This window comes from Microvirga arsenatis (assembly GCF_009910705.1).
GTDB lineage: Bacteria > Pseudomonadota > Alphaproteobacteria > Rhizobiales > Beijerinckiaceae > Microvirga > Microvirga arsenatis.
This window is the reverse complement of record NZ_JAAAXJ010000007.1, coordinates 187,084-213,515: the sequence shown is the minus strand read 5'-3', so window position 1 is coordinate 213,515 and position 26,432 is coordinate 187,084. Positions and strand designations below refer to the sequence as shown.

The following is a 26,432-nucleotide window of genomic DNA, read 5'->3' as shown; positions in this document are numbered from 1 at the left end:
AACGTCAGGCCTGTCGCGGCCTGAGCGGCAGGACGTTCGAGCCGAATTCCGGCTGCGCAATGACGGCTTTCAAGGCGCGATGCAGCTCAGAGGGATGATACGGTTTCTTCAGGATCGGAAAGCCCTCCTTGACGGCCCGCTCGACGGATTCGCTGTAGCCGGTCGCGAGCAGGATCGGCATGGCAGGCCAGCGCTCGCGGATCACCCGCGCAAAATCCAAGCCGTCCATGCCGCCAGGCATGACCAGATCCGAGAAAACGACGTCGAAGGCGGAGTCCTGGTCCAGGACTCGGAGGGCATCGGGTGCCGATCCGCAATGAACCACGCCGTGCCCCTGTTCGTGAAGAAGCGCCATGGCGAGCTGGGCCACCTGCGCATTGTCCTCGACCAGCAGCACCCGGAGCGTCGCATGAGGGCCGGAGGGATTCGTCTCCTCGATCGGGTTCTGATCCTGACGGGAACCCCGGGCCCGCTCGAGGGTCAGGGTCACGCTCGTTCCTCGCCCGACTTCGCTCTTGATGTCGATCGTTCCCCCGGACTGCTGAACGAAGCCGTAGACCTGCGCGAGCCCCAGCCCTGTTCCGTGCCCGACAGGCTTCGTGGTGTAGAACGGCTCGAAGACACGCTGGAGAGCCTCGGGCGGAATGCCGGTTCCCGTGTCGCTCACCTCGATGGAAACCGTCTCGACCGTCCCGATGCTCTGCGAGACCGTGTTGCGCGCCGAGAGCGTGAAAAGGCCGCCCTTCGGCATGGCGTCGCGGGCGTTGGCCGCGAGATTGATCAGCGCCGCCTGAAGTTGCGCCACGTCGACCTCCACCGGCCAGAGGCCCTGCGGCAGGTCGATGTCGACAACGATGTCGTCGCGCAAGGATTGGCTGAGCATGTCGCGCATGCCGCCGATCATGGTGCCGAGGTCCACGATTTCGGGCTTCAGCGGCTGGCGGCGCGAGAAGGCGAGCAGTTGCGCCGTCAGCCGCCGTCCATGCTCGACCGCGCTCAAGGCGTTCTCGATCAGCAGTGGCACGCGTTCCGGCTTGGCGCGCTTGAGCAGGTCGAGATTGCCCATCACGACCGTGAGCAGGTTGTTGAAATCGTGAGCGATGCCGCCCGTCAATTGACCCACGGCCTCGAGGCGATGCGCTTGACGCAACCGCTCTTCCATGCGGCGCTGCTCCGTCAGGTCGATGGAGGTCACAAAGATCTTCGCAACGTGACCATCCGGATCCAGCAGCGGCACGAGAACCGTCCGCCGCGTAACCTCGCCGACCGGCACCTTGCCCGTCACCTCAAAATCCATGCTCGACTTTGTCGCAACGCAGGTCCGGTAATGGCTTTTCACGTAAGCCGCAGTCTCCGGCAGGAAGATCTCCTCGGGAGCCCGTCCGACGAACTGATCGCGGGCAAAGCCGAGCGACTCGAGCAGCGGAGGGTTCGCATCCTCGTAGACGAAGCGGTCGTTCGGATAGACTCCGATGACGGCGAGATTGAAGGGGGAGCGCTCGAAGAGCGTGCTGTAGCGATCCCGGCTCCTCCTCAGCTCGGCCTCCACGCTCCTTTCATGAGTGACGTCGCGCAGGGAGCCGAGAACCCGGGTGACCGGAATCCTGTCCTCGCGAATCGGGACGAGCGTCACCATCCAGGTGCCTTTCCGCGTCGGGAAGGTGTGTTCCTGCTCATAGACGATCGGATGGCCCGCCGTCAGGCACTCGCCTACCTTCGATTCGAGGAGGTGCCACTGGCCTGCGGGAAAAACTTCTCTCAGGGGTTTTCCGGTCGTCTCGGCAGCGGTCTTCCCGAGAAGATGCTCGATTGCGGGATTGCACGCCTCCACGGCGATGTTCCCGCTCGGGGCGGGTCTGAGCACCAGAAGCCCATCCGTGCTGAAGCGGAAGACGCCCGCATAAAGCGCCTCCCGCTCCGCGAGAGCCGACTGGCTTTCTCTGAGGCTGGCATTCGCCTGTTCGAGTTCCTGGGTGCGCTCTTCGACTCTGAGCTCCAGGCTTTCGTTCGTGGTTCTGAGGCTGTCGTGGGCCCGATCGCGCTCGGTCTCGCGCTGGCGCAGGATCTGCCGGGTCTCGTCGAAGGCCTGCCGGAGCGCCGCGGTCTCCCTGAACTCCCATTCGGATGCAAGAAGATCAGAAGGCGCGAAGGTGCCGCTCTGCATCGCCTGCACCTCGCTGACCAGCGTCTCTACGGGCCGCGTGATGCGACGTGCAAGATGAAAGGCCAGAGCTGCTCCCAAAGCGAGAAGGATGCTGCCCGTACCGGCGAGCGCCAGGGCAAGATCGCGCGCCCCGGCCGTGACCTCCGATTGCGGAACGGCAACGAGGGTGGACCACCCTGACGAGGGCGAACGGGAGAGAGCCATCACCGTCGGAGTCCCGTCCAGCGAAATGCCTTCGAACACACCCTGAGTCGTCCCGGCTTGCACGCGTTGCACCGTGCTTTCCGTTGCGGGCTTGCCGACGAACGCATCCGGATTGTGGGAACGGGCGACGACGGTGCCGTTCCGATCGAGAATGGCACCCGTCCAGGGCGCGGGCAGCCCCTGATCGGACAGGATGCGGCTGACGGCATCGGCCGGCATGAGCACCGACAGGTAATGAGGCGTGCCATCCTGACTGATCACAAGGGAATCGACGGCCACGGCTGGTGCCTTGGCAACCAGTCCGATGAAGAGATTGCTGACCCTGGCCTGACCGGGGGCAAGGCCGTTCCAGTGGGCCTGGGGGCTCAGTTTGGGCAGGATGGCGCCGGGCGGAAGGCGGGTGTTCACCACCTGCCGTCCGGGCTCCTCGACGAGAATCCATGCATCCGGCAGCCGGATAGCCTTGCGGGCAAAAGCATCGAAAGCATTGTAATCCCGTGCCTGGAGTTGGGGCGAAGCCGCCAGGGACCAGAGCAGCGCCTCCGCTTGGCCGAACTGGCGGTCCACGACAAGGGACAGGGCCCGTGCCGTCTCGAGCAGGTGGTTCTCCACCTTCTCCCGGTCATGCAGGTATCCGACATAGAGTATGAGGCCTGCAGCCAGGAAGGCCGGCGCCAGCAGCGCCACGACCATCAGGAGAAGGCGGGCGCGCAGGGATGGCAGGCGAAGCTCCACCTGACCTGTCCTCCCGTGGGATACCGGGCCTTGATCGTATTCCACGGACGCCCCGGCGGATTATCATGGTAATTATGTATTCTTAAGCGAAGCTTCTCCCTCCGTCGAGGCGGAAAGAGCCTGCCGGCGGCAAAGTTGAAGCGGGTTCGATTTGGGCTCGGGGCGGGCCTCTCGGCGAGGCCAGGATGCATCCGGCGCGGCTTTTGAAGCGATGGGCAAAGGCGAGCCAGCTTCAAATTGCGAGGAGCTTTGTTGGAACGCAGGAGAAATGGCTGGGGCGCCAGGATTCGAACCTGGGAATGGCGGTACCAAAAACCGCTGCCTTACCGCTTGGCGACGCCCCACCGGGTGTGGGCGTGTACATAATCGGCCGGGCGACCGCTGGCAACAGCGTTTTACGGGGCAGCCCAGATCCTCGAAAAGGCGCAATTCTCCCCTTGCGGCGCTCCCCCCTCGCCGCTATAAGACCGGCCTCCCGGGAATTTCTCGGTGTCGGAGTGTAGCGCAGTCTGGTAGCGCACCACGTTCGGGACGTGGGGGTCGCAGGTTCAAATCCTGCCACTCCGACCATTATTCTCCCGCACCTTGCCAAAGCATGACGACGCCCCTCTGCGACGGAGCGTCATTCGCTGTCCTCCCAGCGCCTCAATGGGTCGAGAAGCGCCCATCCTCCTGATAGGTCTCGTAATGGAGCGTCTGGGCCGGAATGGCCTCGAGTTGGCGCGGGGCTCTCGGCCAGTCCTGCGGGGCCTCGTTGACCTGGGGCATGTACCGGGGCCGGAAGCGCAGATCGACCAGACTGCGCAGTTCGGGCGCTGCCAGGTCGAGCACATTGGCATCCCGCCAGCGGCGGCGCAGCCTGGGCCTGCCGATCATGCGGCCCCAGAAGCCAGTCGCTTCCTCTTCCACCTGCAGGATGATGCGTCCTGTCCAAGTCTTGCGAAGGTTGAACCGTCCCGTCAGAGCCATCAGACGCTCCTCAATTCTTCATCTCTGTTCAAACGGCAGATGCTTAAGCTTTCGGCAGCCAGTTCCAAAGCTGGTCAGTTCTGAGCCGCAGCGCCTGCGCTGAATCCATTCCTTGAGCCAATGTCTTTGCCAGCCAAGGGTTCCAGAGTGCGTTCTTTGTGACCAGAGGGACCGAAGCTTGCAAGTGCGGCGAAACACAAGACAAGTCGAATGAAGAACATTCCGGCGTTGCAGAAAAGGGCAATGAAGAAAGATTACAGACGAAGAAGAAATAACCCGAACGCTCCCGATGCGCTTTGTCAGCAAAAAAGGCAATGCGAGCCATCAGCCTCGGCGCGGCTTCGTCGTGAGATCGATGGTGACAAGCTGCCCCGTCTTCGGATCGAGGATGGTCATGAAGGCCTCCCATTCTGTTGGCACAGGAGAAACGCCCAAGGAGACCGGAGGATCAAAGCGTCTTGGGAACGTGGTAAGCAATTCGTTACCGGGAAGCTGCGCCTTAGCCTCTGGGATAATCGGCATCGAGCCTGTATGAGGCCTCGCTCGCGAATGCGGCCTTGGAGCCGATCGCATGATCCCCAACCATCTGGAGAATTGCCGAATGAAGACCACTCAGCTCGAATCTGTCTGGGCTCCCCGCCTGCTCAGCGTCCTGCGCATCGTTGCGGCGCTGATCTTCATGGCCCATGGCACGCAGAAGCTGCTCGGGTTCCCGGCCTCTCCCAATCCTGCTCCTGCGGCCTTCAGCTTGCCCTGGATTGCAGGCGTGCTCGAACTCTTCGGCGGGGCGCTCCTCATCGTGGGCCTATTCACCCGGCCCGTGGCCTTCGTGCTGTCCGGCCTGATGGCGGCGGCCTACTGGATCGCCCACGCGCCGCGCAGCTTCTACCCGGTGCTGAACGGGGGCGACGCGGCCATCCTCTACTGCTTCGTCTTCCTCTACATCGTCGCCGCCGGCGGCGGGGCCTGGAGTCTCGACCGCCTCCTGCGCCGGAGCTGAGCCCTAATCCCAGGACGAGGGTCATTGAGGGGCCCCGTCCTGAACCCGACCGCTAATCGGTCGTGCCCGTCGGCCGGCGCAGGCGTTCGTCCTCGAGCTCCACATGGAGCGTGTGCCCGTCCTGATCGAGGGGAACCGGCATCAGGTCAGTGGTCAGGCCGGTGGTGGTGGACCCCGCAGCGCCGATGGGCGGCGCCGGAGCATCGTGCGGTTCCTTCTCCTGCGCGCCGGATTCGATCTCGCCCTCGTCGTCGAGGATGCTCACCACCCGGTCCATCTGGCTTTCGTCCACCTTCACGGTCACCAGCGCACCGCCGCGGCGCACACCTTCGGCATAGCCCTCGGCCTCCTCACGGCTGAGGCCCGCATCCGCCAGCGCCCCCGCAAGCCCTCCGATCGCGGCCCCGGTGCCGGCGCCGACAAGGGTCGAGACGATCCACCCCGCCGCAACCACGGGCCCGAAGCCGGGAATGGCCACCGTGCCGAGCCCCGCCAGAAGGCCTGCACCGGCCCCGGTCACCGTTCCCGCCGCCGCGGTGGCGCCGGCGAAGGGATGAGCCGTTTCCTCCCCGTCGAAGGAATGCGCCGCATGATGGGTGTAGGCATCGTTGAAGTTGTTGGAGATGAGGCTGATCTCGAAATCCGGCACCTGAGCAGCCTCGAGCCGCCGCACCGCCCGTGCGGCCTCGTCATAGGTGTCGAAGAAGGCAGTGATCCTGCGCTCCGCCATGCAGCCCTCCTGTTTTCGCCTGCTCCCGGGCTAATGAGCGGCCCGCGGAGGGGTTCCCTGCGCGTCCATGCCACCTTCCATGGCTGAGCATGCGCTGCTAGGGTCAGGCAAAAGGTGCCCGGAAAGGGCTGATTTGGGGGCTGCTTCCATGCGACACATCCATCTCGACGACGGGCTGAGACTGCGTTTTCCGGGCCGCAGCGAAGATTTCGACCAGGGAGTCGAGATCGGCATGATTGCTGTTTTGATGGATCAGGGCCTGACGGAATTCTCGCGCTGGATCGCCCGGTCGAATCTCGGCCAGGTTCAGGCGATCGCCAAGCAGATGGGCTACCGCATCGAAGAAGGCGGCGGCGACGAGGAGTGGGTGGACGTCACCTTCCTCCATGGCACCGTCAAGGCCAAGCCGAAGCTCAGGCTGGTTCACTCGGCCGGCTGACGCCCACGCCCGGCGCCTTTTGCGCCAACACCATTCCCGAAAAATGAAGAAGCCGCCCGAAGGCGGCTTCTTTAGATTCTAAGCTTGCCTATGGCCGATCACGCCTTGCCGCCGCGGCGGGTGACGGACCAGGCAGCCTGCATCAGGGCGACCGCCAGAGCGGTCTTGACCAGGGTCGCAGCCACGAACGGCGCGGCGCCGACGGTCCAGGCCTTGGCGAACGGCATCACCAGGGAGAGCTGCGCAAGGCCGAAGACGAAGATCAGCGCGTGGCCGATGCTCATCATCACGGTGACGCGCAGGAGCGAACGGTCCCAGCCCCGCTCGGCCATGAAGCCCATGACCAGGGCCGCAACCAGGAAGCCGATGAGGAAGCCGCCCGTCGGCCCCATCATATAGCCGATGCCGGCCGTGGGGCCCGCGAAGACGGGAAGGCCCATGGCGCCTTCGGCCAGGTAGAGGGCCACGGTCGCACCGCCGAGGCGCCAGCCATAGGAGGCGCCGATGATCAGCACGACGAGGGTCTGCAGGGTCATCGGCACGTAGGGCAGCGGCACCTGGACCTTGGCGGAGATGGTGAGCAGCGCCGTTCCGGCAACCATCAGCACAAGGGCGCGCAGCGCAGCGAAACGGGAATCGTCCCGGGACGGCCAGAGGAGGCCGACGAGGGTCGACGAGGGGGACAGCGAAGGGGCGCTGGTCGACATCAATGCAATCTCCAGGTCATTCCGCCTTCCGCGAGGCGGCTCACCAAGCCTTATAGGGACGTCGCGCCGATGCCTCAAGCCATCCGCTTCCGTCAATGCCGTCGATTGTGGACACCTTTGGTCGAACACGCCCGGCGAAAAAGCTTGCGGGTCCATTGTCCTCCGCTAGGAAGCGCCAGATGTTCCCGTTCCGCCTGGTGGAGCCCTTGCATGGCCGATGATCTCACCTTCGATACCCGCCCGCCCGCAGGGCCGGGGGAATGCGTGCGCGTGAGCCCGCTCATCCGGCGGATCGTTGCCGGAAACCCGGGGCCGATCACCTTCACGGGCACCTGCAGCTACATCGTCGGATCCGGCCAGGTGGCGATCATCGACCCGGGCCCCGACCTGCCGGAGCACGTCGAGGCTCTTCTCCATGCCGTGCGCGGCGAGACGGTGACCCATATCCTCGTCACCCACACGCACAAGGATCACTCGCCGGCCGCCGCCGCCATCAAGGCCGCCACGGGCGCCCCCATCGTCGGCTGCGCGCCCCATCACAGCGCCCGCCCCCTCTTCTCGGGAGAGGTCAACAGCCTCGAAGCCAGCTCCGACAAGGATTACGCGCCCGACCGGGAGCTGCGCGAGGGCGACGCCGTGGAAGGCCCCGGCTGGACGCTGGAGGCCCTTGCCACGCCCGGCCACATGGCGAACCACCTGGCCTTCGTGCTGCCCGAGGAGAAGGCCCTGTTCTCGGGCGACCACGTGATGGCCTGGTCGACCACCGTCGTCGCGCCGCCGGACGGCTCCATGAGCGAGTTCATGGCCTCCCTCGACAAATTGCGCGGCCGGCCGGAGAGCCTCTACTGGCCCGGCCACGGCGGTCCGGTGCAGGAGCCGCAGCGCTTCGTGCGCGCGCTCGTCCATCACCGCCGCCAGCGGGAGGCCTCGATCCTCAACCGCCTGAGGGAGGGCGACCGGACGATCCCCGAGATCGTGGCCGCCATCTACCAGGGCCTGAACCCCGCCCTCGTCGGCGCGGCAAGCCTCTCGGTCTTCGCGCATCTGGAGGATCTGGTGGCGAAGGGCCAGGCCATCGCAGAGGGAATTCCCGCTCTCGACAGCGAGTATCGCCCCGCCTGAGGGCGCCCGTCAGCGCACGGCGAGGGCGAGGTTGGAGGCCTCTTCGAGGAAATCGCGGATATGGGCCGCGTTGGCGCCGAGGTCGTGGCTGCCGAAGCGGGAGGCCGAGCGGATGTCGATGCGCGTGCCGTCGACCCGCGGCCGGACCCGCACGGTGATGTCGTAGGGCATCTTGAGGATGCGCGAGCGGTCGACAGCCTCCAGGCGCCCGAGCCCCACACGCCCGCCGGGCGGCACCGCCTCGACCACCTGCCAGCCCAGATTCTCCGCCGCCTTGCGCACGATGGCGAAGGCCTCGTCCGGACCGATGTCGAGGGTCAGCGGCGCGATTTGCACGTAGGAAGCCCGCTGCATCTCGCGCACCTCCGGCGGAACGTCCGGCGGCACGCGCCCGTCGCGGGCCTGGAGGGCGGCGCGGGAGCGGGAGAAGAGGGGCGGATCCTCCGTGTCGGTGCTGACGTCGCTGATCGGCGGGAGGGTCGCGGCCTTGAGCGCCATGAAGCCCGGATAGGCGAGAACGATCGTCGCGAGGATCAGGCCCCTGATCGCGCTTCCCAACCCGCGCCGCCCCTCCTGCCAGATGCGAATGAAGCCCATCAGGGACAGCACCACGGCCACGAGCGCGATGACCACACCGGCGCCGAGCACGGTGAAGCCGGACTGGTAGTCGATGCGGCCGAAGCGGATCAGCAGCACCGCGAGAATCGTCACCGCGAGAGCGAACCATGCCAGCTTGGGAGACCACTTCGCCGGGCGCGAGACCGGCTCTTCGATGATGAGGCGACGCATCAGGTGGTCTTACAAATCTCTTTGAGGGCGCGCCACTGCTCTTCGTCGAGAAGCGGGGCGCCTTGGCGGGGCGGCACCTGTTTTTCCAAAGCTTTCAGCCGTTGATCGGTGACCGGGTGGGTGGAGAGAAAAGCCGGGATGCCGGAATCGTTCCCATCCCCTCTCCCACCCCCACGGGCTATCCGGCCGCGACGACCTCATCGACCATCCTTTATCACGGCATAACTTTGTTGCGCCAAGACAGATAAACCTTTCCCAGCGCCAGATTTCAGAAATCTCCTGCGGACGGGCGCTGCCGCGGGGGATCGGTGGGGTGACGGCAGAGACGGTTTTTCTGTAAACTACCCAGCCTGCTCCAGGAGCCCAGATCCTTGTCGTCCTCCCCGCCCGTGCATTCCTCCACTGAGACTGTCGATCCGCTGCGGATCTGGTTTCGCTTCATCCGCCTGAACCGTCGGGCGACGAATGCCGTCGCGGGGGAGCTGAGAGCGCTGGGCCTGTCGATCCCTCAGTTCGACCTGCTCTCCACGCTCACGGAGCGCGAGGGCCTGAGCCAGCAGGAGCTGGCGGAGCGGCTCTACGTGACCAAGGGCAATGTCTCCGGCCTCCTCGACCGCATGGTCGAGGCCGGTCTCGTGGAGCGGCGCTCGATCCCGGGCGACCGGCGCTCCAACGCCCTGTATCTGACCGACAAGGGACGCGCCCTCGCCGACCAAGGCATCTCCGCCCAGCGCGCCTATGTCATGCGCACCCTGGGCACCCTTCCGGCCCAGGATCTCGCCGAGCTGGAACGCATCGTCCTCGCCTGGCGCGACCGGGCGCGGGCCGAGGAGGATGCGTCCTCGAGCCGGGATCGGTAAGCGCCGATGTTCGACGCGGTGGCCTTCGCCGGCGGCGGCAACCGCTGCTACTGGCAGGGCGGCTTCTGGGAGGCCGCGGCCCCGCTGCTGGGCCTGAAGCCGGAGATGGTGGTCGGCGTCAGCGCCGGCGCCTGGTCCGCCTGCTACAGCCTTCTCGGTCTCGGCCGGCGGGTCAACGGCATGGTGGCGGAGGGCTGCAGCCTCGGCCGCCGGAACTTCGAATGGAGCGCCTGGCGCCGCGAGGGGTCGCCCTGGCCCGTCGCCCTCATGTATCGCAGCCTGATCGAGGCGATCATCGACGAGGAGGCCCTGGAGCGCCTGAAGCAGGGCCCGAACGTCCTGATCGGGCTTGCCCGCAAGCCGCGGCGCCTGCCCCTCTCGCTCGCGATCCCGCTGGGCATCGCCACCTACCAGATCGAGAAGAAGTGGCGCGCGCCGGTCCACCCCCGAGGCGGTCGCGCCCTCGGGTTCCGGCCGGAATTCGTCCGGGTGCAGGACCTGTCCTCGCCGGCGGAGCTCTCGGCGGCGCTGATGGCGAGCGCGAGCGTGCCGCCCTTCATGCCGGTCGGCCGCATCGGCGGCATGGCGGCCCTCGACGGCGGGCTCGTGGACAACGTGCCCACGGAGCCCCTCCTGCCGGTGGAGGAGCGGGGCGGCAGGACGCTGGTCATCCTCTCGAGGCTCTACCGGACCTTTCCGGCGGTGCGGGGCCGCACCTATGTCCAGCCCTCGAAGCCGGTTCCCATCGGGCAGTTCGACATCACCAACCCCGCCGGCATCCGGCAGGCCTACGAGATGGGCCTGCGCGACGGGGAGGCCTTTGCGCGGCGGATCAGGACGGGGATTCTGTAACGCTGTTAAGCGGTCATTCACCTTGATCGGCTCATGTGCGGCCAAGCCAGCACATGATCACGGGTCTGCCCCAAAGCGGTCACAGCCCTGCGGATCATGGGGTCAGGTTGTCGAGACAGCCTGCCACTTTTTCAGAGAGGACCCATGAACCAGCATGCTTCGGACCGCGACGTCCGCCAACGCCAGCAGAACGCCGCCCCGTCGATCCCCGTCTTCAAGAACGTCGCCCTCCCCGCCCTCGCCGCAGCGGTCCGGGCGGCCAAGATGGAGCAGAAGCGCCCCAAGGTCTCCGACCTTCCGGCCTTCCTGCGCAAGGAAGGCATGCTGGGCTGACGGCCTGGACGAAGAGCGCCTCACGGGCGCTCTTTTCGCGAGGGGCCGTGCCGCCTCAGCGGACGATGACCTTCGTGTTGAGCGGCACGCGGTTGTAGAGGTCGATCACGTCGATGTTGCGCATCCGGATGCAGCCCGAGGACACCGCATAGCCGATCTTCTCCGGCTCGTTGGTGCCGTGAATGCGGTAGAGGGTGTCCCTGTTGCCCTCGTAGAGATAGAGCGCGCGGGCGCCGAGCGGGTTGTCGGGCCCGCCCTTCGTGTACTGCACGTGGGGCCAGCGGGCCTTCATCTCGGCCGGCGGGTTCCAGTCGGGCCATTCCGCCTTGCGCGCGATGGTGGCCGTTCCGGTCCAGCCATAGGCCTCGTCGCCCACGGCCACGCCGTAGCGGATCGCCTTCCTGTTGGGCTGAACGAGATAGAGCTGGCGCTCCTTGGTGTCGACCACGATGGTGCCCGGCGCCTCGCCGGTGGGGTCGTCGATCAGATAGCGCCCGAAGCGCGGGTCCTCTTCGGCCTTCGGAACCTTCGCCATCCACTCGGCGTCGCGGGCGGAGACCTGCGGGTCCGGAACGCCCTTGAAGTTGCAGCCCGCCAGGGCCGCGATCATTGCCAAAAGAAGGGGCAGACGGAAGAGACGCATCGTGCAAAGCTCTGAGACCTCGGCCAAGGCCGAGGCGCGGGAGGGGTCGGGCGGGTTTTAGACCGGCAGGTCACCGAGTCGAATCGAAACCCACCATGGCACGGCTTCGCCTTGAGATGTGTTGCATCGCAACAACATAGACAGGCCGATCTGACGCTGCGACACTGGCCCAGACCCATTGCAAGAAGACGCATGTCCACGCTCTACATCACCCACCCGGCCTGCCTCGACCACCAGACCCCGTTCGGCCATCCCGAACGGCCCGACCGGATCCGCGCCATCGAGCGCGCCCTCGAGAAGGAGCGCTTCATGCCGCTCATCCGGGAGCAGGCGCCGATGGCGGAGGTGGAGAGCCTCGCCCTCGCCCATCCGGAGGCGCATATCCTGCGCCTGCGCGATATCGGCCCGCGGGAAGGGCTCGTGCGGATCGACGACGACACCACCATGTCGCCGGGAACCTACGAGGCGGCACTGCGCAGCGCGGGCGGCGCCGTGCTGGCGGTGGACGAGGTGATGACCGGCAAGGTGAAGAACGCCTTCGTGGCCATGCGCCCGCCGGGCCACCATGCCGAGCGCACGCGGGCCATGGGCTTCTGCTTCTTCAACAATGCCGCCATCGCCGCCCGGCATGCGCAGGCACGCCACGGGGCCGAGCGCGTCGCGATCTTCGACTGGGACGTGCACCACGGCAACGGCACCCAGGACATCTTCTGGTCGGACAGGAGCGTGCTCTACTGCTCGACCCACGAGGCGCCGCTCTATCCCGGCACCGGCGCGCTGTTCGAGACCGGCGAGCACAACACCATCGTCAACGCTCCCCTGCGCTCGGGCTCCGGCAGCGACGCCTTCCGCGAGGCGGTGGAGACCGCGATCCTGCCGCGCATCGACGGCTTCGCGCCCGACCTCATCATCGTCTCCGCCGGCTTCGACGCCCATTGGCGCGACCCGCTCGCCAGCCTGAATCTCACGGAATCGGACTTCGCCTGGGCGACCCAGAAGCTGATGGACCTTGCCGACCGCCATTGCGGCCAGCGCATCGTCTCCGTGCTCGAGGGCGGCTACGATCTCGAAGGCCTCGCGAAGTCGGCGGCGTTCCATATCGACGCGCTCATGGGGCGGGAGATCGGCGCCTGACCACGACAACACGGAAGCGCTGCCCTCATCCTGAGGAGCAGCCGCGAGGCCGCGTCTCGAAGGAGCCTCCAGTGCTCTCCGGATCCTCCTTCGAGACGGTCGCTCGAGCGACCTCCTCAGGATGAGGTTGAGTGTGTGGGAGAGCGCCGAAATCCGATCACCCCTCGATCGATTCCTCGCTCAAGAGCTCGATGCCGAAGCCGGAGAGGCCGACATAGGAGCGGCTCGACGTGGCGAGGTTGCGGATGGAGACGACGCCGAGATCCTTCAGGATCTGGGCGCCGAGGCCGATCTCCCGCCACTGGCTGGAGCGCATGGCTTCCGATCCTGTCTCGTCGGTCTCCGTGAAGGACGTGGTGGGCACGCCCGCCGTGCCGTCCCGCAGGTAGACGAGGACGCCCCTGCCCTCCTTGACGAAGCGCTGCAGGGCCGCGTTCACGGTCTTGCCGCCCTCGAACACGTCGGTGAGCGCATTAGCCCGGTGCAGGCGCACGGGCAGGTTCGTGCCGTCGCCGATGCGGCCATGGACGAGGGCGATGTGCTGCACGCTGTCGAAGGGGGTCGAATAGGCATAGCCCGTGAACGAGCCCCATTGCGTCTCCACCGGGAAGGTGGCGATGCGCTCGACGAGCTTTTCCCGCGCCTGGCGGTAGGCGATGAGATCCGCGACCGAAATGCGCTTGAGGTTGTGCGTCTTGGCGAAGGCGTCGATCTGCGCGCCCTTCATCACCGTGCCGTCGTCGTTGGCGAGCTCGCAGATCACGCCCACGGGCGGGAGGTTCGCCAGCTTGCAGAGATCGACCGCCGCCTCCGTGTGGCCCGAGCGCATGAGCACGCCGCCATCCTTGGCGATGAGCGGGAAGATGTGCCCGGGACGCACGAAATCCGCCGCGCCCATGTTGTTGTTGGCGAGCGCCCGCACCGTGTTCGAGCGCTGCTCGGCCGAGATGCCGGTGGTCAGGCCGTGCCTGACGTCCACGGACACCGTGAAGGCGGTGCCGAGCGGCGCATCGTTCGAGGCCACCATCGGGTCGAGCCGCAGGCGGCGGGCCTCCGCGGCGGTGAGCGGCGCGCAGACGATGCCGCAGGTGTTGCGGATGATGAAGGCCATCTTCTCCGGCGTGCAGAGGGAGGCCGCGACGATGAGATCGCCCTCGTTCTCGCGGTCGTCGTCGTCGGTGACGATGACGATCTCGCCGCGGGCGAAAGCCTCGATGGCATCGGTGACGGAATGGGGCATCAGGGCCTCCTTGGCGGATGCGGGCAGGAAGTCGTTGGGGGTCACGGCCCCGCGGGTCTCACGGGCGATGAGTTCCGCCGTGTCGCGGGAGAGCCAGGCCTGTTCGGAGTTGCACATCTGGGTGATGGCGCCGGGAGTCACGCCGATGCGGCGCGCGAATTCCACGCGCGAGACGCCATTGCGGGTGAGCCACTCAGCCAGCTTCATGGCCGTGACTTAGCCGAAGGCAGGATTTTAGTAAAACTAAAATCTGCAATCGGGTGTTTGCATAAGATGCTGTCCTCATCCTGAGGAGCAGACGAAGTCTGCGTCTCGAAGGAGGATTCAGAGAGCACTGGAAGCATCCTTCGAGACGGCTCTTGCGCGCCTCCTCAGGATGAGGGCTGCGTGTGATTGTCTGCTAAAGCTTCAAGCCCCGAACGGCCAAGCCGCGCTCTGCCCCACCTGGCCCCGGTGGCGCAGGACGTGGTCGGCGAGCACGCAGGCCACCATCGCCTCCCCCACCGGCACGGCGCGGATGCCGACGCAGGGGTCGTGCCGGCCCTTGGTCATCACCTCGGCCTCGGCGCCGGAGCGGGTGACGCTGGCCCGCGGCGTGAGGATCGAGGAGGTCGGCTTCACGGCGAAGCGGCAGACCACGGGCTGGCCGGTGGAGATGCCCCCCAGGATGCCCCCGGCATGGTTCGACAGGAAGGTGGGCGCGCCGCCGTTGCCCGGGCGCATCTCGTCCGCGTTCTCCTCGCCGCGCAGGGCGGCCGCGGCGAAGCCGTCGCCGATCTCGACGCCCTTGACCGCATTGATCGACATGAGCGCGGCGGCGAGGTCGGAATCGAGCTTGCCGTAGATCGGGGCGCCGAGGCCCGGCGGCACGCCCTCCGCCACCACCTCGATGACTGCGCCGATGGAGGAGCCGGCCTTGCGCAGGCCGTCGAGATACTCCTCGTAGAAGGCGGCGGCCTTGGCGTCGGGGCAGAAGAACGGGTTGCGGGCGACCTCGTCCCAGTCCCAGTTGCCCCGGTCGATGGCGTGCGGCCCCATCTGCACCAGGGCGCCGCGGATCGTCACACCGGGCAGGATTTTTCGGGCGATGGCGCCGGCCGCGACGCGGGCCGCCGTCTCGCGCGCCGAGGAGCGGCCGCCGCCGCGATAGTCGCGGATGCCGTATTTCACGTCGTAGGTGAAGTCGGCATGGCCGGGCCGGTACGCGTTCTTGATCTCGGAGTAATCCTTGGAGCGCTGGTCCACGTTCTCGATCATCAGCGCGATGGGCGTGCCGGTCGTGACCTGCCGGCCCATGCGCTCGTCGGTGAAGACGCCGGAGAGGATCTTCACCTGGTCCGGCTCCTGGCGCTGGGTGGTGAAGCGCGACTGGCCCGGACGGCGCCGGTCGAGCTCGGCCTGGATCTCGGCGGCCTCCAGGGGAATCAGGGGCGGGCAGCCATCGACGACGCAGCCGAGCGCGGGCCCATGGCTCTCGCCGAAAGTGGTGACGCGGAACAGGTGACCGAAGGTGTTGTGGGACATGGCGCTTCTTCGACGTTCACGGCGTCTTAGAGCCAAAGCGCGCAGGTGTCACGCCTGCCCTGCGAATGGGACTTCTCAAAGATCCAGCGCCTTCGGGCCCGCAGCGTGAGCTGCGAGCCGTCAGGGTTGCTCGAGGGTGGCGCTTGGGGCAGCCCGGCTCGATGGATGATGGTGGTGAGTGTGAGAGCCGGACTGCCCGTCACGCGCGGTTCTTTTCAGGCGGACCTGGAACAAGCCAGGATCGGCCTCCCGCGACCACAGGATTGCGAGACCTGCGGCGGGACCGCGCCCCGTCCCGCATCTGCGACGCCTCGCGAGCGCGCCCCTCACCGGACGAGGATGTCTGTAGCTATAGCCGAGCTTGGAGCAACTGTCAAGAACAAAGTGAGAACGAGCCCTGCAACCTCCCCTCTCCCGGGCGGGAGAGGGGCAGGGGTGAGGGTATGACGCTTCATCAGCCAAGCGCCCTCGCCCACGCTGCAGCACGTCAGCCGTCACACCCTGTTCGGCACCGGCCTGCCCTCACCCCAACCCTCTCCCAAACGGGAGAGGGAGAGGCGCCTCCTGTGCTCTCTGGACCCTCCTTCGAGACGCCGCTTCGCGGCTCCTCAGGATGAGGGATGAGGGAAGACGCAGATGACCGCAACAAGTCCAGGATGGGAAGAGCGCCCGAACCGCTCACCGGTAGGGATAGCAGCGGCTCCGGTCGAGGGTGAGGCCGAAATGCTCGCCCAGCGCCTCGATGGCTTCCTCGTGCTCGGAATAAGGGTCGCGGTTCTCCGGGCCGACGACGATGATCCGGAAAGCCGGGTCGCGCCGTCCGCCCGGCGGCAGCATGGCCGTCGCGAGCGCCTGCCCCTCCGCATCGCGCAGGGTCAGGAACAGCGGCATGGTCCGCCGGATGTGGGCTTTCAGGCCGATATTCTGCTCGATCACCGGAATCGGCCCGGGCCGGTAGCTTGTCTGCGCGGCCTCCCAGGCCTGCCGAAAGTATTTCTCGACCGCATGGCCCATCGCATCCGATTCCAGCGCGGCCTCGCCCTCGGTCTCGATCCGGAACCAGGCTTTCGATCCGGGTGCGTCGCAGATGTATTGCATACGCATCAACGCGGGAACGCGGCGATGGTTGTCGATCCCGACCGCGCTTTGCGGGTGAAGCGGCCTTCTCGTCGGCACCGCCGTTGGCGGAGCCTGTGGACCGTCACTCCACCTTGATGCGGTAGGTGTAGGTCAGAATTGTCGCGCGGCCGCTGTCCGTGGAGTTCCACGGCACGTCGATGGCGACCTCGTCCGCTCCCTTAAAACCTTTGGCCGGCGTGTAGACATAGGCCAATCCGCGCACCTTTGTGCCCGGGCAGCGGGAATCCTTGCCCAGAACCTGCTCGTGGGGAACGACCCGGAGCGTGCCATGAGCGGGCGTCTGCCGGATCTTCACCTCGGGAACGTCGGACGGATAGCAGGTGTCGACCTCATAGCCGAGGAAGCCGCCGATGGCCGCTACCGTATTGGCCTTGACGGTCCGCTCCAGGGTCTCAGCATGGGCCGGGCTTGCCAGAAGGAGAATTCCTGCGAGAGCGGAAACGGCGCGAAACATCGTCAACTCCATCGCGAAACGATGTTCCATCATGAGCATAGTTTCTCACGAAGCTCAATCTCCGGTTCGCGGCTACACCCAGCGGTAGCTGCGCCCCTCGATCACGAGCACCCGCCCCTGCCAGATGTCGAGGCTCGCCGCCTGGCGGGCGTTGACGCCGCAGGCGATGGCGAGGAAGGCGCGGGCGACGCCGCCATGGGCCACCACCACCGCGTCGCGGGCGAGATCGTCCAGGAAGGGGCGGATGCGCTCGGTCAGCATGGCGTAGCTCTCGCCGCCGCCGGGGGGAGCATAGTGCCACTTGTCCTGCTCGCGGAGGGACGCGAGCTGGGGCTCCGCCTTGCGCACTTCCTTCCAGGTCATGCCCTCCCAGGAGCCGAAGGTCAGCTCCACCAGGCGGTCGTCGAGCCGGTAGGATTCCGGGTGCAGGCCCAGGGTGCGGCGCAGGATCTCCATGGTCTCGCGGGTGCGGGTCATGGGGCTCGCGATGTAAGCCAGGTCCTCGTAGTGCGGCACGAGGGAAGCCAGGCGCCGCGCCGCCTCCTCGGCCTGGACCCGGCCCACGTCGTTGAGCGGGATGTCCTTCTGCCCCTGGAGCCGCCCTTCGAGGTTCCAGTCCGTCTCGCCGTGGCGAATGAAGTAGATCGTGGGGCGGGACGGGGTCACGGCTCGAACTCGGTTACGCGGTACAGGCTTACTCTTTGTCGAGGGAGAGGTCCGGCGCTTCCGGGTTCTTCATGCCGACCACGTGGTAGCCGGCATCCACGTGCAGGATCTCGCCGGTCATGCCGCGGGCCATGTCGGAGACGAGATAGGCCGCCGTCTCGCCGACCTCCTCGATGGTGACCGTGCGGCGCAGCGGCGAGTTGTACTCGTTCCACTTCAGAATGTAGCGGAAGTCGCCGATGCCGGAGGCCGCGAGCGTCTTGATCGGGCCTGCCGAGATGGCGTTGACGCGGATGTTCTTGGGGCCGAGATCGGCGGCGAGATAGCGCACCGAGGCCTCGAGCGCGGCCTTGGCCACGCCCATGACGTTGTAGTGCGGCATCCACTTCTCGGCGCCGTAATAGGTGAGCGTGAGCAGGGAGCCGCCCTCGTTCATCAGCTTCTCGGCCCGCTGGGCGATGGCCGTGAAGGAGTAGCAGGAGATGAGCAGCGACTTGGTGAAGTTGCCCTCGGAGGTCTCCACATAGCGGCCGGTGAGCTCGTCCTTGTCCGAGAAGGCGATGCAATGGACCACGAAGTCGAGGGAGCCCCAGAGGCGCTTGACCTCCTCGAAGACGGCATCGATGGTGGCGCCGTCCGTCACGTCGCAATGGCCGACGACGGCGGCGTCGAGTTCCTTCGCCAGGGGCTCGACGCGCTTCTTCAGCGCCTCGCCCTGATACGTGAAGGCGAGCTCCGCCCCATGCTGGCGGGCTGCCTGCGCAATGCCCCAGGCGATGGAACGGTTGTTCGCCACGCCCATGATCAAGCCGCGCTTACCGGACAGGATGCCGGGGGCCTTCGTCTCCGCCATGATTCACCTAGATCGTCGCTGGACAGGTCAGTTGAGGAACGGCCTCTTTAGCCGACCCGGCGACCACGGGGAAGCCCTCTTGGCATGACGAAGCCTCGGACCCGGCGATGCACACCGCTTTTGGGGTCTGGTCCCTACTTCGCCTTGGCCGAGCGGCGCTGGCGGGCGTAGTCCATGAGGCTCTCGTCCACGACCTGCGGCAGCCTGATCTCCGTGGTCACGAAGAGGTCCCCGTGCCCGGTCTTGGTGGGCAGGCCCTTGCCGCGCAGGCGGAAGGTGCGGCCGGAATCGGTCATGGCCGGGATCTTCATCTCCACCGAGCCGGTCAGCGTCGGCACGCGCACGGCCCCGCCGAGGATCGCCTCCTCGATCTCGATGGGCAGTCGCAGGCGCAGGTCCGAGCCCTCCGCCGCGAAGCGCTCATGGGGCGCGAACTTGATGGTGAGCAGGGCATCGCCCGGATCGACGCCCGGAGCCCCCGCTCCTAAGCCGCGCAGGCGGATCACCTGGCCGTCGCTCACGCCCTTGGGAATCACCACGTCCACGTCGCGGCCGGTGGAGAGCCGGATGCGCTTCTTGGCCTCCTGGGCGACCTCCTCCAGGGTCACGGTGAGCGTGGCGGAAACGTCCTCGCCCTTGCGGGCCTGCGCACGGCCCTGGCGCGGGGTCTCGCCGGCCATGCGGAAGGCGTCGCCGAAGAACTGGGAGAAGATGTCGTCGCCGAGGTCCGCCCCGAAGCCGCCGCGGCCCGAGCGGCGCCCTCCCCCGCCGAAGCCGGCAAAGCCCGCGAAATCCTCCGCCCGCGCGCCGCCCCGGCCGCCGCCGAACCCCTCGAAGCCCTGGAAGCGCGGCTTGCCTTCGGCATCGATCTCGCCCCGGTCGAACTGGGCGCGCTTGCCCGCATCGCCCAGGATCTCGTAGGCCGCATTCACCTCCGCGAACTTGTCCTTGGCCTTGGGATCATCCTTGTTGCTGTCCGGATGATAGGTCTTGGCAAGCTTGCGAAAGGCCTTCTTGATCTCCGCCTCGCTCGCAGAGCGGGACACGCCGAGAACGTCGTAAGGGTTGCGCATCGTGGAATCCATGAACCGTCGGATTGGGAGCTGATGAGCTCAACGGGTCTGACGGTCATATGGGCAAGGTGTTGCCCGCTTGCAACGCCTGAGCCGCTGAACGCTAGACCTTGGCCGAGCCCTTCAGCGGCTTGACCTCCTTGAGCGCCCATTCGCCGCCGGAAGGCCGGCAGGCGGTGCCCTGCAGGGCGGAAGAGGAAGGCCCGCTCAACGAGGCCGAGAAGGCGCGGCAGATCTCGTCGTTCTTCACGAAGGGCGCCCCGGTGGGGGTGAAGGTGCCCTTGCGGCTCGTGGAGGGATTGTCCCAGGACACCTGGGTGCCGGGACCCTGCGGATCGAGGGCGACCGCGAGCGCCGCCTTGGCGCGGCGCCAGTCCTCCTCGTCGAGGTCGGGAGAGAGGGCGACGGCGGCCTTGGCGGCGATGGCGCCCGTGGCCTTCGGCTCCTCGTCCTCGAGGGCCGAGAGCCCGAGGGAGAAGCTGCAGGCGCTCGTGGACAGGGCGATCAGTCCCGCAGCCAGGATTTTCATGGCTTCGCTGGCGATGCCATCTGATCTATAACGGCGCGGATTGATCCACGTCACGCGTCGGGTCCCCCAGATCCCAAAGTCACAGAACGAGATAAAACCGTGAATCCGTTAACAACCGGTGACTTCACCGAGTCGGACGAGCCCTTCGCCCTGTTCCGGGAATGGCTGAAGGAGGCGGAGGCCTCGGAGCCCAACGACCCCAACGCCATGGCGCTCGCCACCGTGGACGAGACGGGCCTGCCCAACGTGCGCATGGTGCTCCTCAAGGGCTTCGACGAGAACGGCTTCGTGTTCTACACCAACACGGAATCCAACAAGGGCCGCGAGCTCCTGGGGCAGAAGAAGGCGGCCATCGTGCTGCACTGGAAGAGCCTGCGCCGGCAGGTGCGCGCCCGCGGCCCGGTGACGCTGGTGAGCGACGCGGAAGCCGACGCCTACTTCCAGAGCCGCCCCCGGGACAGCCGCATCGGCGCCTGGGCGAGCCAGCAATCCCGCCCCCTCGAGAGCCGCTTCGCGCTCGAGAAGGCGGTGGCCGTGCATGCCGCGAAATTCGCCGTCGGCGAGATCCCGCGCCCGCCCTACTGGACGGGCTTCCGCATCGCCCCCGTCTCCATCGAGTTCTGGCAGGACAAGCCGTTCCGGCTCCACGACCGGGTGGTCTTCACCCGCGAGGGCGAGGGCTGGCGGAAGGTGCGGTTGTATCCCTGACGTGGCCTCGGGCATGGACCCCGCCCCTGAACCGGGTTAAGGGTCTGCCCCGCTTGCGAGAGATCTCCCATGTCCTCCTCAGCCTCCCATTCCCGCCGCATCATGCTGCTCACCGGCGCCAGCCGCGGCATCGGCCATGCCACGGTCAAGCGCTTCTCCGCGGCCGGGTGGCGGGTCATCACCTGCTCGCGGCACGGCTTTCCCGAGAACTGTCCGTGGGAGATGGGTCCGGAGGATCACCTGCAGGTCGACCTGGCGAATGCGGAGGACACCCGCCGCGCCATCGGCGTGGTGAAGGAGCGGCTCGCCGCCGAGGGCGGCTGCCTGCATGCGCTCGTCAACAATGCGGGGATTTCCCCCAAGGGCGAAGGCGGCTCGCGGATGGGCACCCTCGACACCCGCTACGAGGACTGGCTGCGGGTGTTCCAGGTGAACTTCTTCGCCTCGATCATGCTCGCCCGCGGCCTGCAGGACGAGCTCACCAAGGCCAAGGGCTCGGTGGTGAACGTGACCTCCATCGCGGGCTCGCGCGTCCATCCCTTCGCCGGCGCGGCCTATGCCACCTCCAAGGCGGCGCTCGCCGCGCTGACCCGCGAGATGGCCGCCGATTTCGGGCCGCTGGGCGTGCGCGTGAACGCGATCTCGCCGGGCGAGATCGACACCTCGATCCTGTCGCCGGGCACGGAGAAGATCGTGGAGCAGATCCCCATGCGGCGCCTCGGCACCCCGGACGAGGTGGCCAAGGCCATCTACTTCCTCTGCACCGAGGCGAGCTCCTACGTGAACGGCGCGGAGCTGCACATCAACGGCGGGCAGCACGTTTGAACGGGTGCGCCATGGCCCTCCGGCTTTCCCGACGCCTCCCGCACATCCTCGCAGCCCTGCTGGCGATCGCCGCGGCGCCCGCCCTCGGCCAGGAAGAGCCCGAGAAGAACCCTTTTGCCGATCCGGACATGCAGCCCTCCTACCGGGCGCAATGCCATGAGGTGCGGGCGCTGACCAAGGACCGGGAGACGGGCATGGCGCGGGTCGACTTCAGCGTCACGGGTCCCCTCGCCCTCGTCCATTTCGACGGCACGCTCGCCTATCTCGGCCTGTGCGGCACGGCCCCCGACCCGAAGGTGCTCTGCATCACCTACCAGACCAACGACATGAAGGTCGGCGAGGTGGTGACGGTGGCCGGCGGCTACAGCCGGCCGAACCCGGACTTCATCGTCCTCGACCCGTGCCTCGCCACCCGGCCGGAGGAGCCGGCGCAGTAGATAGGCTCACGCCGCTCGCGGGCCGGGCCATGACGCATCACGACGGGAGGTCGTGACCACATTGACAGGCGAGAGCTTCAGCAGCGTTGTTAACATAAGCTATGATTTTGGCAGCGCGGCGCCTGGATGCCTCCTGACAATCAGCAATAGGCCTGTCCGGCAGGCATGGGACATTCCCTCACCTGATCCCATGAGACCGCGACGACCCTTCGGGACGATACCTCAGATGGGCACCTGCGATTAAGCCGCCGTTAATCGGATCAGGCGGAGACTCGGGTGTCATCTGGAGGAAACCAGAATGGTCTCCGCGTCCCGTTCCAAGGCTACGGTCCTTGTCGTCGAAGATGATGCGCTCACCCGCGAGTTCCTGACTCAACTGCTTCGTGCAGGTGGTTTTGATGTCATCGCCGTGCCTGCAGGAGATCGGGCCTTGCTGATCCTTTGCCGGCTGGGCGAAGAGATCGACTGGCTCGTGAGCAAGGTCAGCCTCCCGGGCCTCGTCTGCGGATGGATCCTCGCTGACGAGTACCACGAGCATCACCGCGGTCGGCCTGCGCTTCTGCTCTCAGATCTGGATCCGGCGGAGAAACGGTCTGCACATGCAGTCTTCATCCCGCCGCTGGCGCCCATGAGGGTCCTTGAGGTCCTGCAGGCTCTGAAGAGCCCTGAACCCGCTCAGGTGCTCCAGGTCCCGATCGCAAAGGCAGCATGACCTACTCCCGCGCACCGTCGCCATCCAGAGCTTACCGGCCAGCCATCACCCGGAATTCCCCTGTCACATCGCCAAGTTCGAATGTTAGGTTCGCCCGCAGGCTCCACATGCGGCGAGATCCAAAAGGCGGGATGATGAGCAACGGTTCGGGAGAAGGAGCGCTCGTCCGGCGCGCTGGCGAGGGCACCGGCAATCGGGCCTTCGATCTGCCCCGCACATTCATCGTTCGGTCCGACGAGGCAGGAGGCAGCTTCTCTCATTGGATCGAGAATGTCCCGGCCGGGGCCGGTCCGCCGATGCATGTGCATCACAGAGAGCAGGAGATGTTCCGCATCCTCTCCGGCCAATTCCGCTTCTGGTGCGCGGGAGAGGCTCAGGACCTGACCGACGGCGACACGGTCCTGATCCCGAAGGGCGCTCCGCATACCTTCAAGAATACAGGCTCCAGCGAGGGGCAACTGCTGATCACCCTGACCCCTGGCACTGGCGACGGCTTCTTCATCGAGGTCGAGAGGCTGGGCCTCCACCCGTCGCGGGATATGCCTCGGATCGTGGAGATCGCAGGACGCTACGGTCTCGAATTCGTCGGACCGCCTCCGGCGTGAGACAGGGGCAGGACGAGCCTATTCCACGCTCCTCGGAAAGATTCGTGCACCCTTTCATGCCTTAAGCCCCGGCATGACCTCCTCCAGCGACACACCAGCCGCGGAGAAGCTTCAGCGGCGCTGTTAACATAAGTTAAAATATGTGATGGCGAGGCTGGAACGAGCACCAGCCCGCGCAGTTTGCTTGCCAAGCGCCTCAAGGGGCCGGCTGGAGGAACCGCATGCAGGACTTAGGGAGTGAGGATTGGCAAGACGGCGATCTTGTCGTGGTTCCGCTCGCCTGGAGGGATTACGGGCTCTGGTCCCAGATCCAGTCAGCCGCTCAGGATCAGATCGGAATCAAACTTCGAACCATGTACAGCGAGTTGCTTCAGCAGCCTTTGTCACCGGGCCTCCTGGATGTGGCCCGCGAGGTCGAGCAGCGCCTGGCCGCTTCCTGAGCAGCGGACAAAGAAAGAGCGCCCGCGCGGGGCGCTCCGAAGGGCCTGTTCCGTAGGGGCAAAAATGGATCAGGGGATCTTCCACGTCGGCCGTGCCGTCCGGTTCCCACAGAATGACCAGATAATTTTCGAACCTCGGCCGCATTCCAGCCAAGGTTAACTTTACGTTAACTTCCACCCGTAGGGGCAACTATGGGCCGGGGGCCGCGCTCAGAGTTCAAGAGAACCTAGGCGCGGCCTTTTCTTCCTGCTCTCCTGACAAACCGCTCGGCCGGTCCGCCCGTCAGTGCTGGTGCTCAGGCGGTGCGAACAGGATCAGTTCGGCTCGTTCATCGCCTTCAACGTAAGCATCGTGACCCGGTGGGATCTCAAAGAAGTCGCCGGCGCCGATGTGTGTCTCGATGCCCGTATCGACCATGCGGACCACGAGCTTACCGCCGATACAATAGCCGGTGTGGCGCATCGGGCATGAATCGGGATGCCCGAGCAGCGGCTTCTCATCCGCCTCCCAGGTCCACCCTGGTTCGAAGACCGCGTGCATGCCAGCCGTTCCATCAGTCATCTTGATGATGGAAATTCGGCCATGATCCTTCATATCGAGAAGTTGATCGGGATGCTCGAAGCGCCTGATCTCGATTGCAGAGGTCATTTCAGATCCCTCCGTCATGGCTCATTGGATGAGCCACGGAGCACAGTATCTTGCAGTTCATGAAGCGGAACAAGCAATCTTCCGGGATAGGGGTCTCTTGGCCCGTCCCCGCTATACCCTGCCCATGGACTCCTCCCGCAGCACCACCGCCGTCTCCGAGTTCATCGGCCAGCCCGTCAGCACCTGGTCCGAGGAATGGCGGATCGAGCCCGAAACTTGGACCCTCCTGAAGATGTCCAAGGCCGAGCGGGACGCCTTCTTCAACGGCCGCAAAGACGAGGACGGGAAGACCATCGACCGGACCTGATCGGCATCCGAGGACGGAAGGCGGCCGAGGAGATCCGGGCGACCGGGGAGCACCTGCCCTGATCAGGCGTGGTTTGCCGGGAACGGCAGGTGAGCGACGGCATAGCCGTCCTGGTCATGAATGCTGACCTGCCAGCCCGACCAGTCGACCTGGGGCGGGGCTTTCTGCATCAGCTGCTGGGCCCGGCTCAAGGCCTCGGGCTCGAGTTCGCGCCTGGCTCTGGCCCGGCGCCCTTTCCGGTCCACGATAAGGTTCATCCCGTCCGTCATGTGGTAGAAGTAGCGGCGTCCCATCGCCAGCCTCCCCTTGCCATCACGCCCCTGCGTGAAATCAAACCTCCTGACCTGTGACAGGTTTTCCTTCCCAAAGGCGAAATTGCGGGTTGCTCCCGCTATCCACTGTCTCCACAGGGACTGAACTGCCTAGGCTCCCGTGACGGGGCGCCTCGACTCTTTCGCGAAGCAATAGGGCGCGGGTCTCACGCCGCCTCGGCGGGCCAGGCGCCCACATAGCGCGATTGCGGCCGGATGATGCGGCCGGTGCGGGTCTGCTCGATGGCATGGGCCACCCAGCCCGCCGTGCGGCCGGCCGCGAAGAGCGGGGTGAAGCCCTCGCGCGGGACGCCCAGCGCGTCGAGCAGGATCGCCGTGTAGAACTCCACATTGGTGTCGAGCCGGCGCCCCGGCTTGCGGCGCCCCAGCACCTTGAGGGCCGTGGCCTCGACCGCCTCCGCGAAGGCGATGCGGTTGCTCTTTCCCTTCAGCCGTCCGACCGCCGCCTTCAGCACATCCGCCCGCGGGTCGCGCACCTTGTAGATGCGGTGGCCGAAGCCCATGAGGCGCTCGCCCCGGGCCATGGCATCGTCGAGCCAGGGCTCCGCGTTCGCGAGGGTGCCGATGGCATCCAGCATGTCGAGCACCGGTCCCGGCGCCCCGCCGTGCAGCGGCCCCTTCAGGGCGCAGAGCCCAGCCACCACGGAGGACAGGATGCCAGCCTGGGTCGAGGCGACCACCCGCGCGGTGAAGGTGGAGGCGTTGAGACCGTGGTCGATCACCGTCACGAGATAGGTGTCGAGGGCCCGGGCCTCCTCCGCCGCGACGGGTGCGTCGCGCATCATGCGCAGGATGTCGGCCGCGTGGCTCGAGGATTCATCGGGCGCGACCGGCGCGAGGCCCTGCGCGCCCCGCACGGCCATGGCGGCGGCGACACCCGCCGCGCCGACCACGAGGGAGGGGTGGTCCTCCTCCGCATCGAGCAGGCTCGCGAGCAGCAGGCGCATCCCCTCCACGGGCGTGAGGCCGGCAAGCCGGGGGCCGAGCGGCGCGAGATGCGCGTAGGCCCTCGCCCGGGCCTGCCCGAGCAGCCCGGCCGGGTCGGAGGCTTCCGGCACGAGCCCCCGCCAGAGCAGGGCGACCGCATCCTCATAGGCCAGACGGCCGGCAAGCTCCTCCAGGTCGTGCCCGGCAATGATCAGGCGGCCTGCTTCCCCGTCCACATGGCTCAAGCCGGTCTCGGCAGCCACCACGTCGTCAAGTCCGATGGTCATGGGATCTCTCCTTCGTCGAGGAGAGCTTCGCGCCGGCCTTGCA

32 protein-coding genes and 2 tRNA genes are annotated in these 26,432 nt (G+C 66.5%); 15 read left to right on the top strand and 19 right to left on the bottom strand.

Annotated elements, in window-relative coordinates:
* Positions 1-4 precede the first annotated feature (4 nt).
* Positions 5-3,103: a PAS domain-containing protein gene (locus tag GR303_RS15100; protein WP_161723069.1), complete on the bottom strand. Its 3,099-nt coding sequence runs from the start codon at positions 3,101-3,103 to the stop codon at positions 5-7.
* A gap of 269 nt (positions 3,104-3,372) precedes the next feature.
* A tRNA-Gln gene (locus tag GR303_RS15095) sits at positions 3,373-3,447 on the bottom strand.
* A gap of 149 nt (positions 3,448-3,596) precedes the next feature.
* Between GR303_RS15095 and GR303_RS15090 the strand changes: the two genes are divergently transcribed.
* Positions 3,597-3,673 (top strand) — tRNA-Pro (locus tag GR303_RS15090).
* Positions 3,674-3,748: 75 nt separating this feature from the next.
* Here GR303_RS15090 and GR303_RS15085 read toward each other — a convergent pair.
* Positions 3,749-4,072, bottom strand: coding sequence for a hypothetical protein (locus GR303_RS15085; RefSeq protein ID WP_161723068.1), 324 nt, complete (start codon positions 4,070-4,072; stop codon positions 3,749-3,751).
* A 43-nt stretch (positions 4,073-4,115) separates the two neighbouring features.
* Entirely contained in the window at positions 4,116-4,397 is a 282-nt protein-coding gene (locus tag GR303_RS15080; protein ID WP_161723067.1) for a hypothetical protein, read from the bottom strand.
* A gap of 276 nt (positions 4,398-4,673) precedes the next feature.
* Between GR303_RS15080 and GR303_RS15075 the strand changes: the two genes are divergently transcribed.
* Positions 4,674-5,072: a DoxX family protein gene (locus GR303_RS15075; protein WP_161723066.1), complete on the top strand. Its 399-nt coding sequence runs from the start codon at positions 4,674-4,676 to the stop codon at positions 5,070-5,072.
* 52 nt (positions 5,073-5,124) lie between these two features.
* Here the strand turns inward: GR303_RS15075 and GR303_RS15070 are convergent, their stop codons facing one another.
* Positions 5,125-5,802, bottom strand: coding sequence for a hypothetical protein (locus GR303_RS15070; protein ID WP_161723065.1), 678 nt, complete (start codon positions 5,800-5,802; stop codon positions 5,125-5,127).
* A gap of 148 nt (positions 5,803-5,950) precedes the next feature.
* On the opposite strand from GR303_RS15070, the gene GR303_RS15065 reads away from it, so the two are divergent.
* On the top strand, positions 5,951-6,241 hold the full coding sequence (locus GR303_RS15065) for a hypothetical protein (RefSeq protein WP_161723115.1): 291 nt from the start codon (positions 5,951-5,953) through the stop codon (positions 6,239-6,241).
* 98 nt (positions 6,242-6,339) lie between these two features.
* Here GR303_RS15065 and GR303_RS15060 read toward each other — a convergent pair whose 3' ends face one another.
* Complete coding sequence (locus tag GR303_RS15060; RefSeq protein ID WP_161723064.1) at positions 6,340-6,948, bottom strand: biotin transporter BioY; 609 nt, start codon at positions 6,946-6,948, stop codon at positions 6,340-6,342.
* Between the two features lie 210 nt (positions 6,949-7,158).
* Between GR303_RS15060 and GR303_RS15055 the strand changes: the two genes are divergently transcribed.
* On the top strand, positions 7,159-8,070 hold the full coding sequence (locus GR303_RS15055; RefSeq protein ID WP_161723063.1) for an MBL fold metallo-hydrolase: 912 nt from the start codon (positions 7,159-7,161) through the stop codon (positions 8,068-8,070).
* A gap of 9 nt (positions 8,071-8,079) precedes the next feature.
* Here the strand turns inward: GR303_RS15055 and GR303_RS15050 are convergent, their stop codons facing one another.
* Positions 8,080-8,859: a DUF1499 domain-containing protein gene (locus GR303_RS15050; protein WP_161723062.1), complete on the bottom strand. Its 780-nt coding sequence runs from the start codon at positions 8,857-8,859 to the stop codon at positions 8,080-8,082.
* A gap of 371 nt (positions 8,860-9,230) precedes the next feature.
* Here GR303_RS15050 and GR303_RS15045 point away from each other — a divergent pair, with 371 nt between their 5' ends.
* The 3 genes from GR303_RS15045 to GR303_RS15035 all read left to right on the top strand — a co-directional run bounded on the left by GR303_RS15045 (position 9,231) and on the right by GR303_RS15035 (position 10,904).
* Entirely contained in the window at positions 9,231-9,719 is a 489-nt protein-coding gene (locus GR303_RS15045; protein WP_161723061.1) for a MarR family winged helix-turn-helix transcriptional regulator, read from the top strand.
* Between the two features lie 6 nt (positions 9,720-9,725).
* The gene (locus GR303_RS15040; RefSeq protein WP_161723060.1) at positions 9,726-10,571 is read left to right on the top strand and encodes a patatin-like phospholipase family protein; all 846 of its coding nucleotides are present in this window, start codon (positions 9,726-9,728) and stop codon (positions 10,569-10,571) included.
* A 144-nt stretch (positions 10,572-10,715) separates the two neighbouring features.
* Complete coding sequence (locus tag GR303_RS15035; protein ID WP_161723059.1) at positions 10,716-10,904, top strand: hypothetical protein; 189 nt, start codon at positions 10,716-10,718, stop codon at positions 10,902-10,904.
* Positions 10,905-10,959: 55 nt separating this feature from the next.
* Here the strand turns inward: GR303_RS15035 and GR303_RS15030 are convergent, their stop codons facing one another.
* A complete protein-coding gene (locus GR303_RS15030; RefSeq protein WP_201752068.1) occupies positions 10,960-11,547 on the bottom strand; it encodes a L,D-transpeptidase in 588 nt (195 codons plus the stop codon).
* Between the two features lie 192 nt (positions 11,548-11,739).
* Here GR303_RS15030 and GR303_RS15025 point away from each other — a divergent pair, with 192 nt between their 5' ends.
* Positions 11,740-12,681: a histone deacetylase family protein gene (locus GR303_RS15025; protein ID WP_161723058.1), complete on the top strand. Its 942-nt coding sequence runs from the start codon at positions 11,740-11,742 to the stop codon at positions 12,679-12,681.
* A gap of 157 nt (positions 12,682-12,838) precedes the next feature.
* Here the strand turns inward: GR303_RS15025 and ribB are convergent, their stop codons facing one another.
* The 8 genes from ribB to GR303_RS14985 form a co-directional block, all read right to left on the bottom strand.
* Positions 12,839-14,128, bottom strand: coding sequence for a 3,4-dihydroxy-2-butanone-4-phosphate synthase (gene ribB, locus GR303_RS15020; protein WP_161723057.1), 1,290 nt, complete (start codon positions 14,126-14,128; stop codon positions 12,839-12,841).
* A 201-nt stretch (positions 14,129-14,329) separates the two neighbouring features.
* On the bottom strand, positions 14,330-15,445 hold the full coding sequence (gene aroC, locus GR303_RS15015; RefSeq protein ID WP_161723056.1) for a chorismate synthase: 1,116 nt from the start codon (positions 15,443-15,445) through the stop codon (positions 14,330-14,332).
* A 678-nt stretch (positions 15,446-16,123) separates the two neighbouring features.
* A complete protein-coding gene (locus tag GR303_RS15010) occupies positions 16,124-16,543 on the bottom strand; it encodes a hypothetical protein (RefSeq protein ID WP_161723055.1) in 420 nt (139 codons plus the stop codon).
* A gap of 103 nt (positions 16,544-16,646) precedes the next feature.
* Entirely contained in the window at positions 16,647-17,039 is a 393-nt protein-coding gene (locus GR303_RS15005) for a hypothetical protein (RefSeq protein WP_161723054.1), read from the bottom strand.
* Between the two features lie 72 nt (positions 17,040-17,111).
* Positions 17,112-17,705: a histidine phosphatase family protein gene (locus GR303_RS15000; protein ID WP_161723053.1), complete on the bottom strand. Its 594-nt coding sequence runs from the start codon at positions 17,703-17,705 to the stop codon at positions 17,112-17,114.
* A gap of 28 nt (positions 17,706-17,733) precedes the next feature.
* Positions 17,734-18,558, bottom strand: coding sequence for an enoyl-ACP reductase FabI (gene fabI / locus GR303_RS14995; RefSeq protein ID WP_161723052.1), 825 nt, complete (start codon positions 18,556-18,558; stop codon positions 17,734-17,736).
* Positions 18,559-18,692: 134 nt separating this feature from the next.
* Positions 18,693-19,631, bottom strand: coding sequence for a DnaJ C-terminal domain-containing protein (locus GR303_RS14990; RefSeq protein WP_161723051.1), 939 nt, complete (start codon positions 19,629-19,631; stop codon positions 18,693-18,695).
* A 103-nt stretch (positions 19,632-19,734) separates the two neighbouring features.
* Positions 19,735-20,160, bottom strand: coding sequence for an RT0821/Lpp0805 family surface protein (locus GR303_RS14985; RefSeq protein ID WP_161723050.1), 426 nt, complete (start codon positions 20,158-20,160; stop codon positions 19,735-19,737).
* Positions 20,161-20,259: 99 nt separating this feature from the next.
* Between GR303_RS14985 and pdxH the strand changes: the two genes are divergently transcribed.
* From pdxH to GR303_RS14955, 6 genes are all read left to right on the top strand, one after another.
* Positions 20,260-20,868 (top strand): pyridoxamine 5'-phosphate oxidase, encoded by a 609-nt coding sequence (pdxH, locus tag GR303_RS14980; protein ID WP_161723049.1) that lies wholly within the window; start codon positions 20,260-20,262, stop codon positions 20,866-20,868.
* A gap of 102 nt (positions 20,869-20,970) precedes the next feature.
* Complete coding sequence (locus GR303_RS14975) at positions 20,971-21,693, top strand: SDR family NAD(P)-dependent oxidoreductase (RefSeq protein WP_161723113.1); 723 nt, start codon at positions 20,971-20,973, stop codon at positions 21,691-21,693.
* An 11-nt stretch (positions 21,694-21,704) separates the two neighbouring features.
* On the top strand, positions 21,705-22,130 hold the full coding sequence (locus GR303_RS14970) for a hypothetical protein (protein WP_161723048.1): 426 nt from the start codon (positions 21,705-21,707) through the stop codon (positions 22,128-22,130).
* Positions 22,131-22,428: 298 nt separating this feature from the next.
* A complete protein-coding gene (locus GR303_RS14965; RefSeq protein WP_161723047.1) occupies positions 22,429-22,842 on the top strand; it encodes a response regulator in 414 nt (137 codons plus the stop codon).
* Positions 22,843-22,976: 134 nt separating this feature from the next.
* Entirely contained in the window at positions 22,977-23,447 is a 471-nt protein-coding gene (locus tag GR303_RS14960; RefSeq protein ID WP_210254031.1) for a cupin domain-containing protein, read from the top strand.
* Between the two features lie 221 nt (positions 23,448-23,668).
* Complete coding sequence (locus GR303_RS14955; RefSeq protein WP_161723045.1) at positions 23,669-23,887, top strand: hypothetical protein; 219 nt, start codon at positions 23,669-23,671, stop codon at positions 23,885-23,887.
* A 283-nt stretch (positions 23,888-24,170) separates the two neighbouring features.
* On the opposite strand, the gene GR303_RS14950 is transcribed toward GR303_RS14955, so the two are convergent.
* Positions 24,171-24,536 (bottom strand): cupin domain-containing protein, encoded by a 366-nt coding sequence (locus tag GR303_RS14950; RefSeq protein ID WP_161723044.1) that lies wholly within the window; start codon positions 24,534-24,536, stop codon positions 24,171-24,173.
* A gap of 97 nt (positions 24,537-24,633) precedes the next feature.
* On the opposite strand from GR303_RS14950, the gene GR303_RS14945 reads away from it, so the two are divergent.
* The gene (locus tag GR303_RS14945; RefSeq protein ID WP_246205556.1) at positions 24,634-24,843 is read left to right on the top strand and encodes a DUF7696 family protein; all 210 of its coding nucleotides are present in this window, start codon (positions 24,634-24,636) and stop codon (positions 24,841-24,843) included.
* 62 nt (positions 24,844-24,905) lie between these two features.
* Here GR303_RS14945 and GR303_RS14940 read toward each other — a convergent pair whose 3' ends face one another.
* Together GR303_RS14940 and GR303_RS14935 are read right to left on the bottom strand one after the other, a co-directional pair.
* Positions 24,906-25,136, bottom strand: coding sequence for a DUF6894 family protein (locus GR303_RS14940; RefSeq protein ID WP_161723043.1), 231 nt, complete (start codon positions 25,134-25,136; stop codon positions 24,906-24,908).
* A 185-nt stretch (positions 25,137-25,321) separates the two neighbouring features.
* Positions 25,322-26,389 (bottom strand): citrate synthase/methylcitrate synthase, encoded by a 1,068-nt coding sequence (locus GR303_RS14935; RefSeq protein ID WP_161723042.1) that lies wholly within the window; start codon positions 26,387-26,389, stop codon positions 25,322-25,324.
* Positions 26,390-26,432 lie beyond the last annotated feature (43 nt).

Bases quoted from the DNA above. Each gene is read 5' to 3' on its own strand.
- GR303_RS15085 (WP_161723068.1), bottom strand. From the start codon at position 4,072: ATGGCTCTGACGGGACGGTTCAACCTTCGCAAGACTTGGACAGGACGC.
- GR303_RS15080 (WP_161723067.1), bottom strand. From the start codon at position 4,397: ATGGCTCGCATTGCCTTTTTTGCTGACAAAGCGCATCGGGAGCGTTCG.
- GR303_RS15075 (WP_161723066.1), top strand. From the start codon at position 4,674: ATGAAGACCACTCAGCTCGAATCTGTCTGGGCTCCCCGCCTGCTCAGC.
- GR303_RS15070 (WP_161723065.1), bottom strand. From the start codon at position 5,802: ATGGCGGAGCGCAGGATCACTGCCTTCTTCGACACCTATGACGAGGCC.
- GR303_RS15065 (WP_161723115.1), top strand. From the start codon at position 5,951: ATGCGACACATCCATCTCGACGACGGGCTGAGACTGCGTTTTCCGGGC.
- GR303_RS15060 (WP_161723064.1), bottom strand. From the start codon at position 6,948: ATGTCGACCAGCGCCCCTTCGCTGTCCCCCTCGTCGACCCTCGTCGGC.
- GR303_RS15055 (WP_161723063.1), top strand. From the start codon at position 7,159: ATGGCCGATGATCTCACCTTCGATACCCGCCCGCCCGCAGGGCCGGGG.
- GR303_RS15050 (WP_161723062.1), bottom strand. From the start codon at position 8,859: ATGCGTCGCCTCATCATCGAAGAGCCGGTCTCGCGCCCGGCGAAGTGG.
- GR303_RS15040 (WP_161723060.1), top strand. From the start codon at position 9,726: ATGTTCGACGCGGTGGCCTTCGCCGGCGGCGGCAACCGCTGCTACTGG.
- GR303_RS15035 (WP_161723059.1), top strand. From the start codon at position 10,716: ATGAACCAGCATGCTTCGGACCGCGACGTCCGCCAACGCCAGCAGAAC.
- GR303_RS15030 (WP_201752068.1), bottom strand. From the start codon at position 11,547: ATGCGTCTCTTCCGTCTGCCCCTTCTTTTGGCAATGATCGCGGCCCTG.
- GR303_RS15025 (WP_161723058.1), top strand. From the start codon at position 11,740: ATGTCCACGCTCTACATCACCCACCCGGCCTGCCTCGACCACCAGACC.
- ribB (WP_161723057.1), bottom strand. From the start codon at position 14,128: ATGAAGCTGGCTGAGTGGCTCACCCGCAATGGCGTCTCGCGCGTGGAA.
- aroC (WP_161723056.1), bottom strand. From the start codon at position 15,445: ATGTCCCACAACACCTTCGGTCACCTGTTCCGCGTCACCACTTTCGGC.
- GR303_RS15010 (WP_161723055.1), bottom strand. From the start codon at position 16,543: ATGCAATACATCTGCGACGCACCCGGATCGAAAGCCTGGTTCCGGATC.
- GR303_RS15005 (WP_161723054.1), bottom strand. From the start codon at position 17,039: ATGTTTCGCGCCGTTTCCGCTCTCGCAGGAATTCTCCTTCTGGCAAGC.
- fabI (WP_161723052.1), bottom strand. From the start codon at position 18,558: ATGGCGGAGACGAAGGCCCCCGGCATCCTGTCCGGTAAGCGCGGCTTG.
- GR303_RS14990 (WP_161723051.1), bottom strand. From the start codon at position 19,631: ATGCGCAACCCTTACGACGTTCTCGGCGTGTCCCGCTCTGCGAGCGAG.
- GR303_RS14985 (WP_161723050.1), bottom strand. From the start codon at position 20,160: ATGAAAATCCTGGCTGCGGGACTGATCGCCCTGTCCACGAGCGCCTGC.
- GR303_RS14975 (WP_161723113.1), top strand. From the start codon at position 20,971: ATGCTGCTCACCGGCGCCAGCCGCGGCATCGGCCATGCCACGGTCAAG.
- GR303_RS14970 (WP_161723048.1), top strand. From the start codon at position 21,705: ATGGCCCTCCGGCTTTCCCGACGCCTCCCGCACATCCTCGCAGCCCTG.
- GR303_RS14965 (WP_161723047.1), top strand. From the start codon at position 22,429: ATGGTCTCCGCGTCCCGTTCCAAGGCTACGGTCCTTGTCGTCGAAGAT.
- GR303_RS14960 (WP_210254031.1), top strand. From the start codon at position 22,977: ATGAGCAACGGTTCGGGAGAAGGAGCGCTCGTCCGGCGCGCTGGCGAG.
- GR303_RS14955 (WP_161723045.1), top strand. From the start codon at position 23,669: ATGCAGGACTTAGGGAGTGAGGATTGGCAAGACGGCGATCTTGTCGTG.
- GR303_RS14950 (WP_161723044.1), bottom strand. From the start codon at position 24,536: ATGACCTCTGCAATCGAGATCAGGCGCTTCGAGCATCCCGATCAACTT.
- GR303_RS14940 (WP_161723043.1), bottom strand. From the start codon at position 25,136: ATGGGACGCCGCTACTTCTACCACATGACGGACGGGATGAACCTTATC.
- GR303_RS14935 (WP_161723042.1), bottom strand. From the start codon at position 26,389: ATGACCATCGGACTTGACGACGTGGTGGCTGCCGAGACCGGCTTGAGC.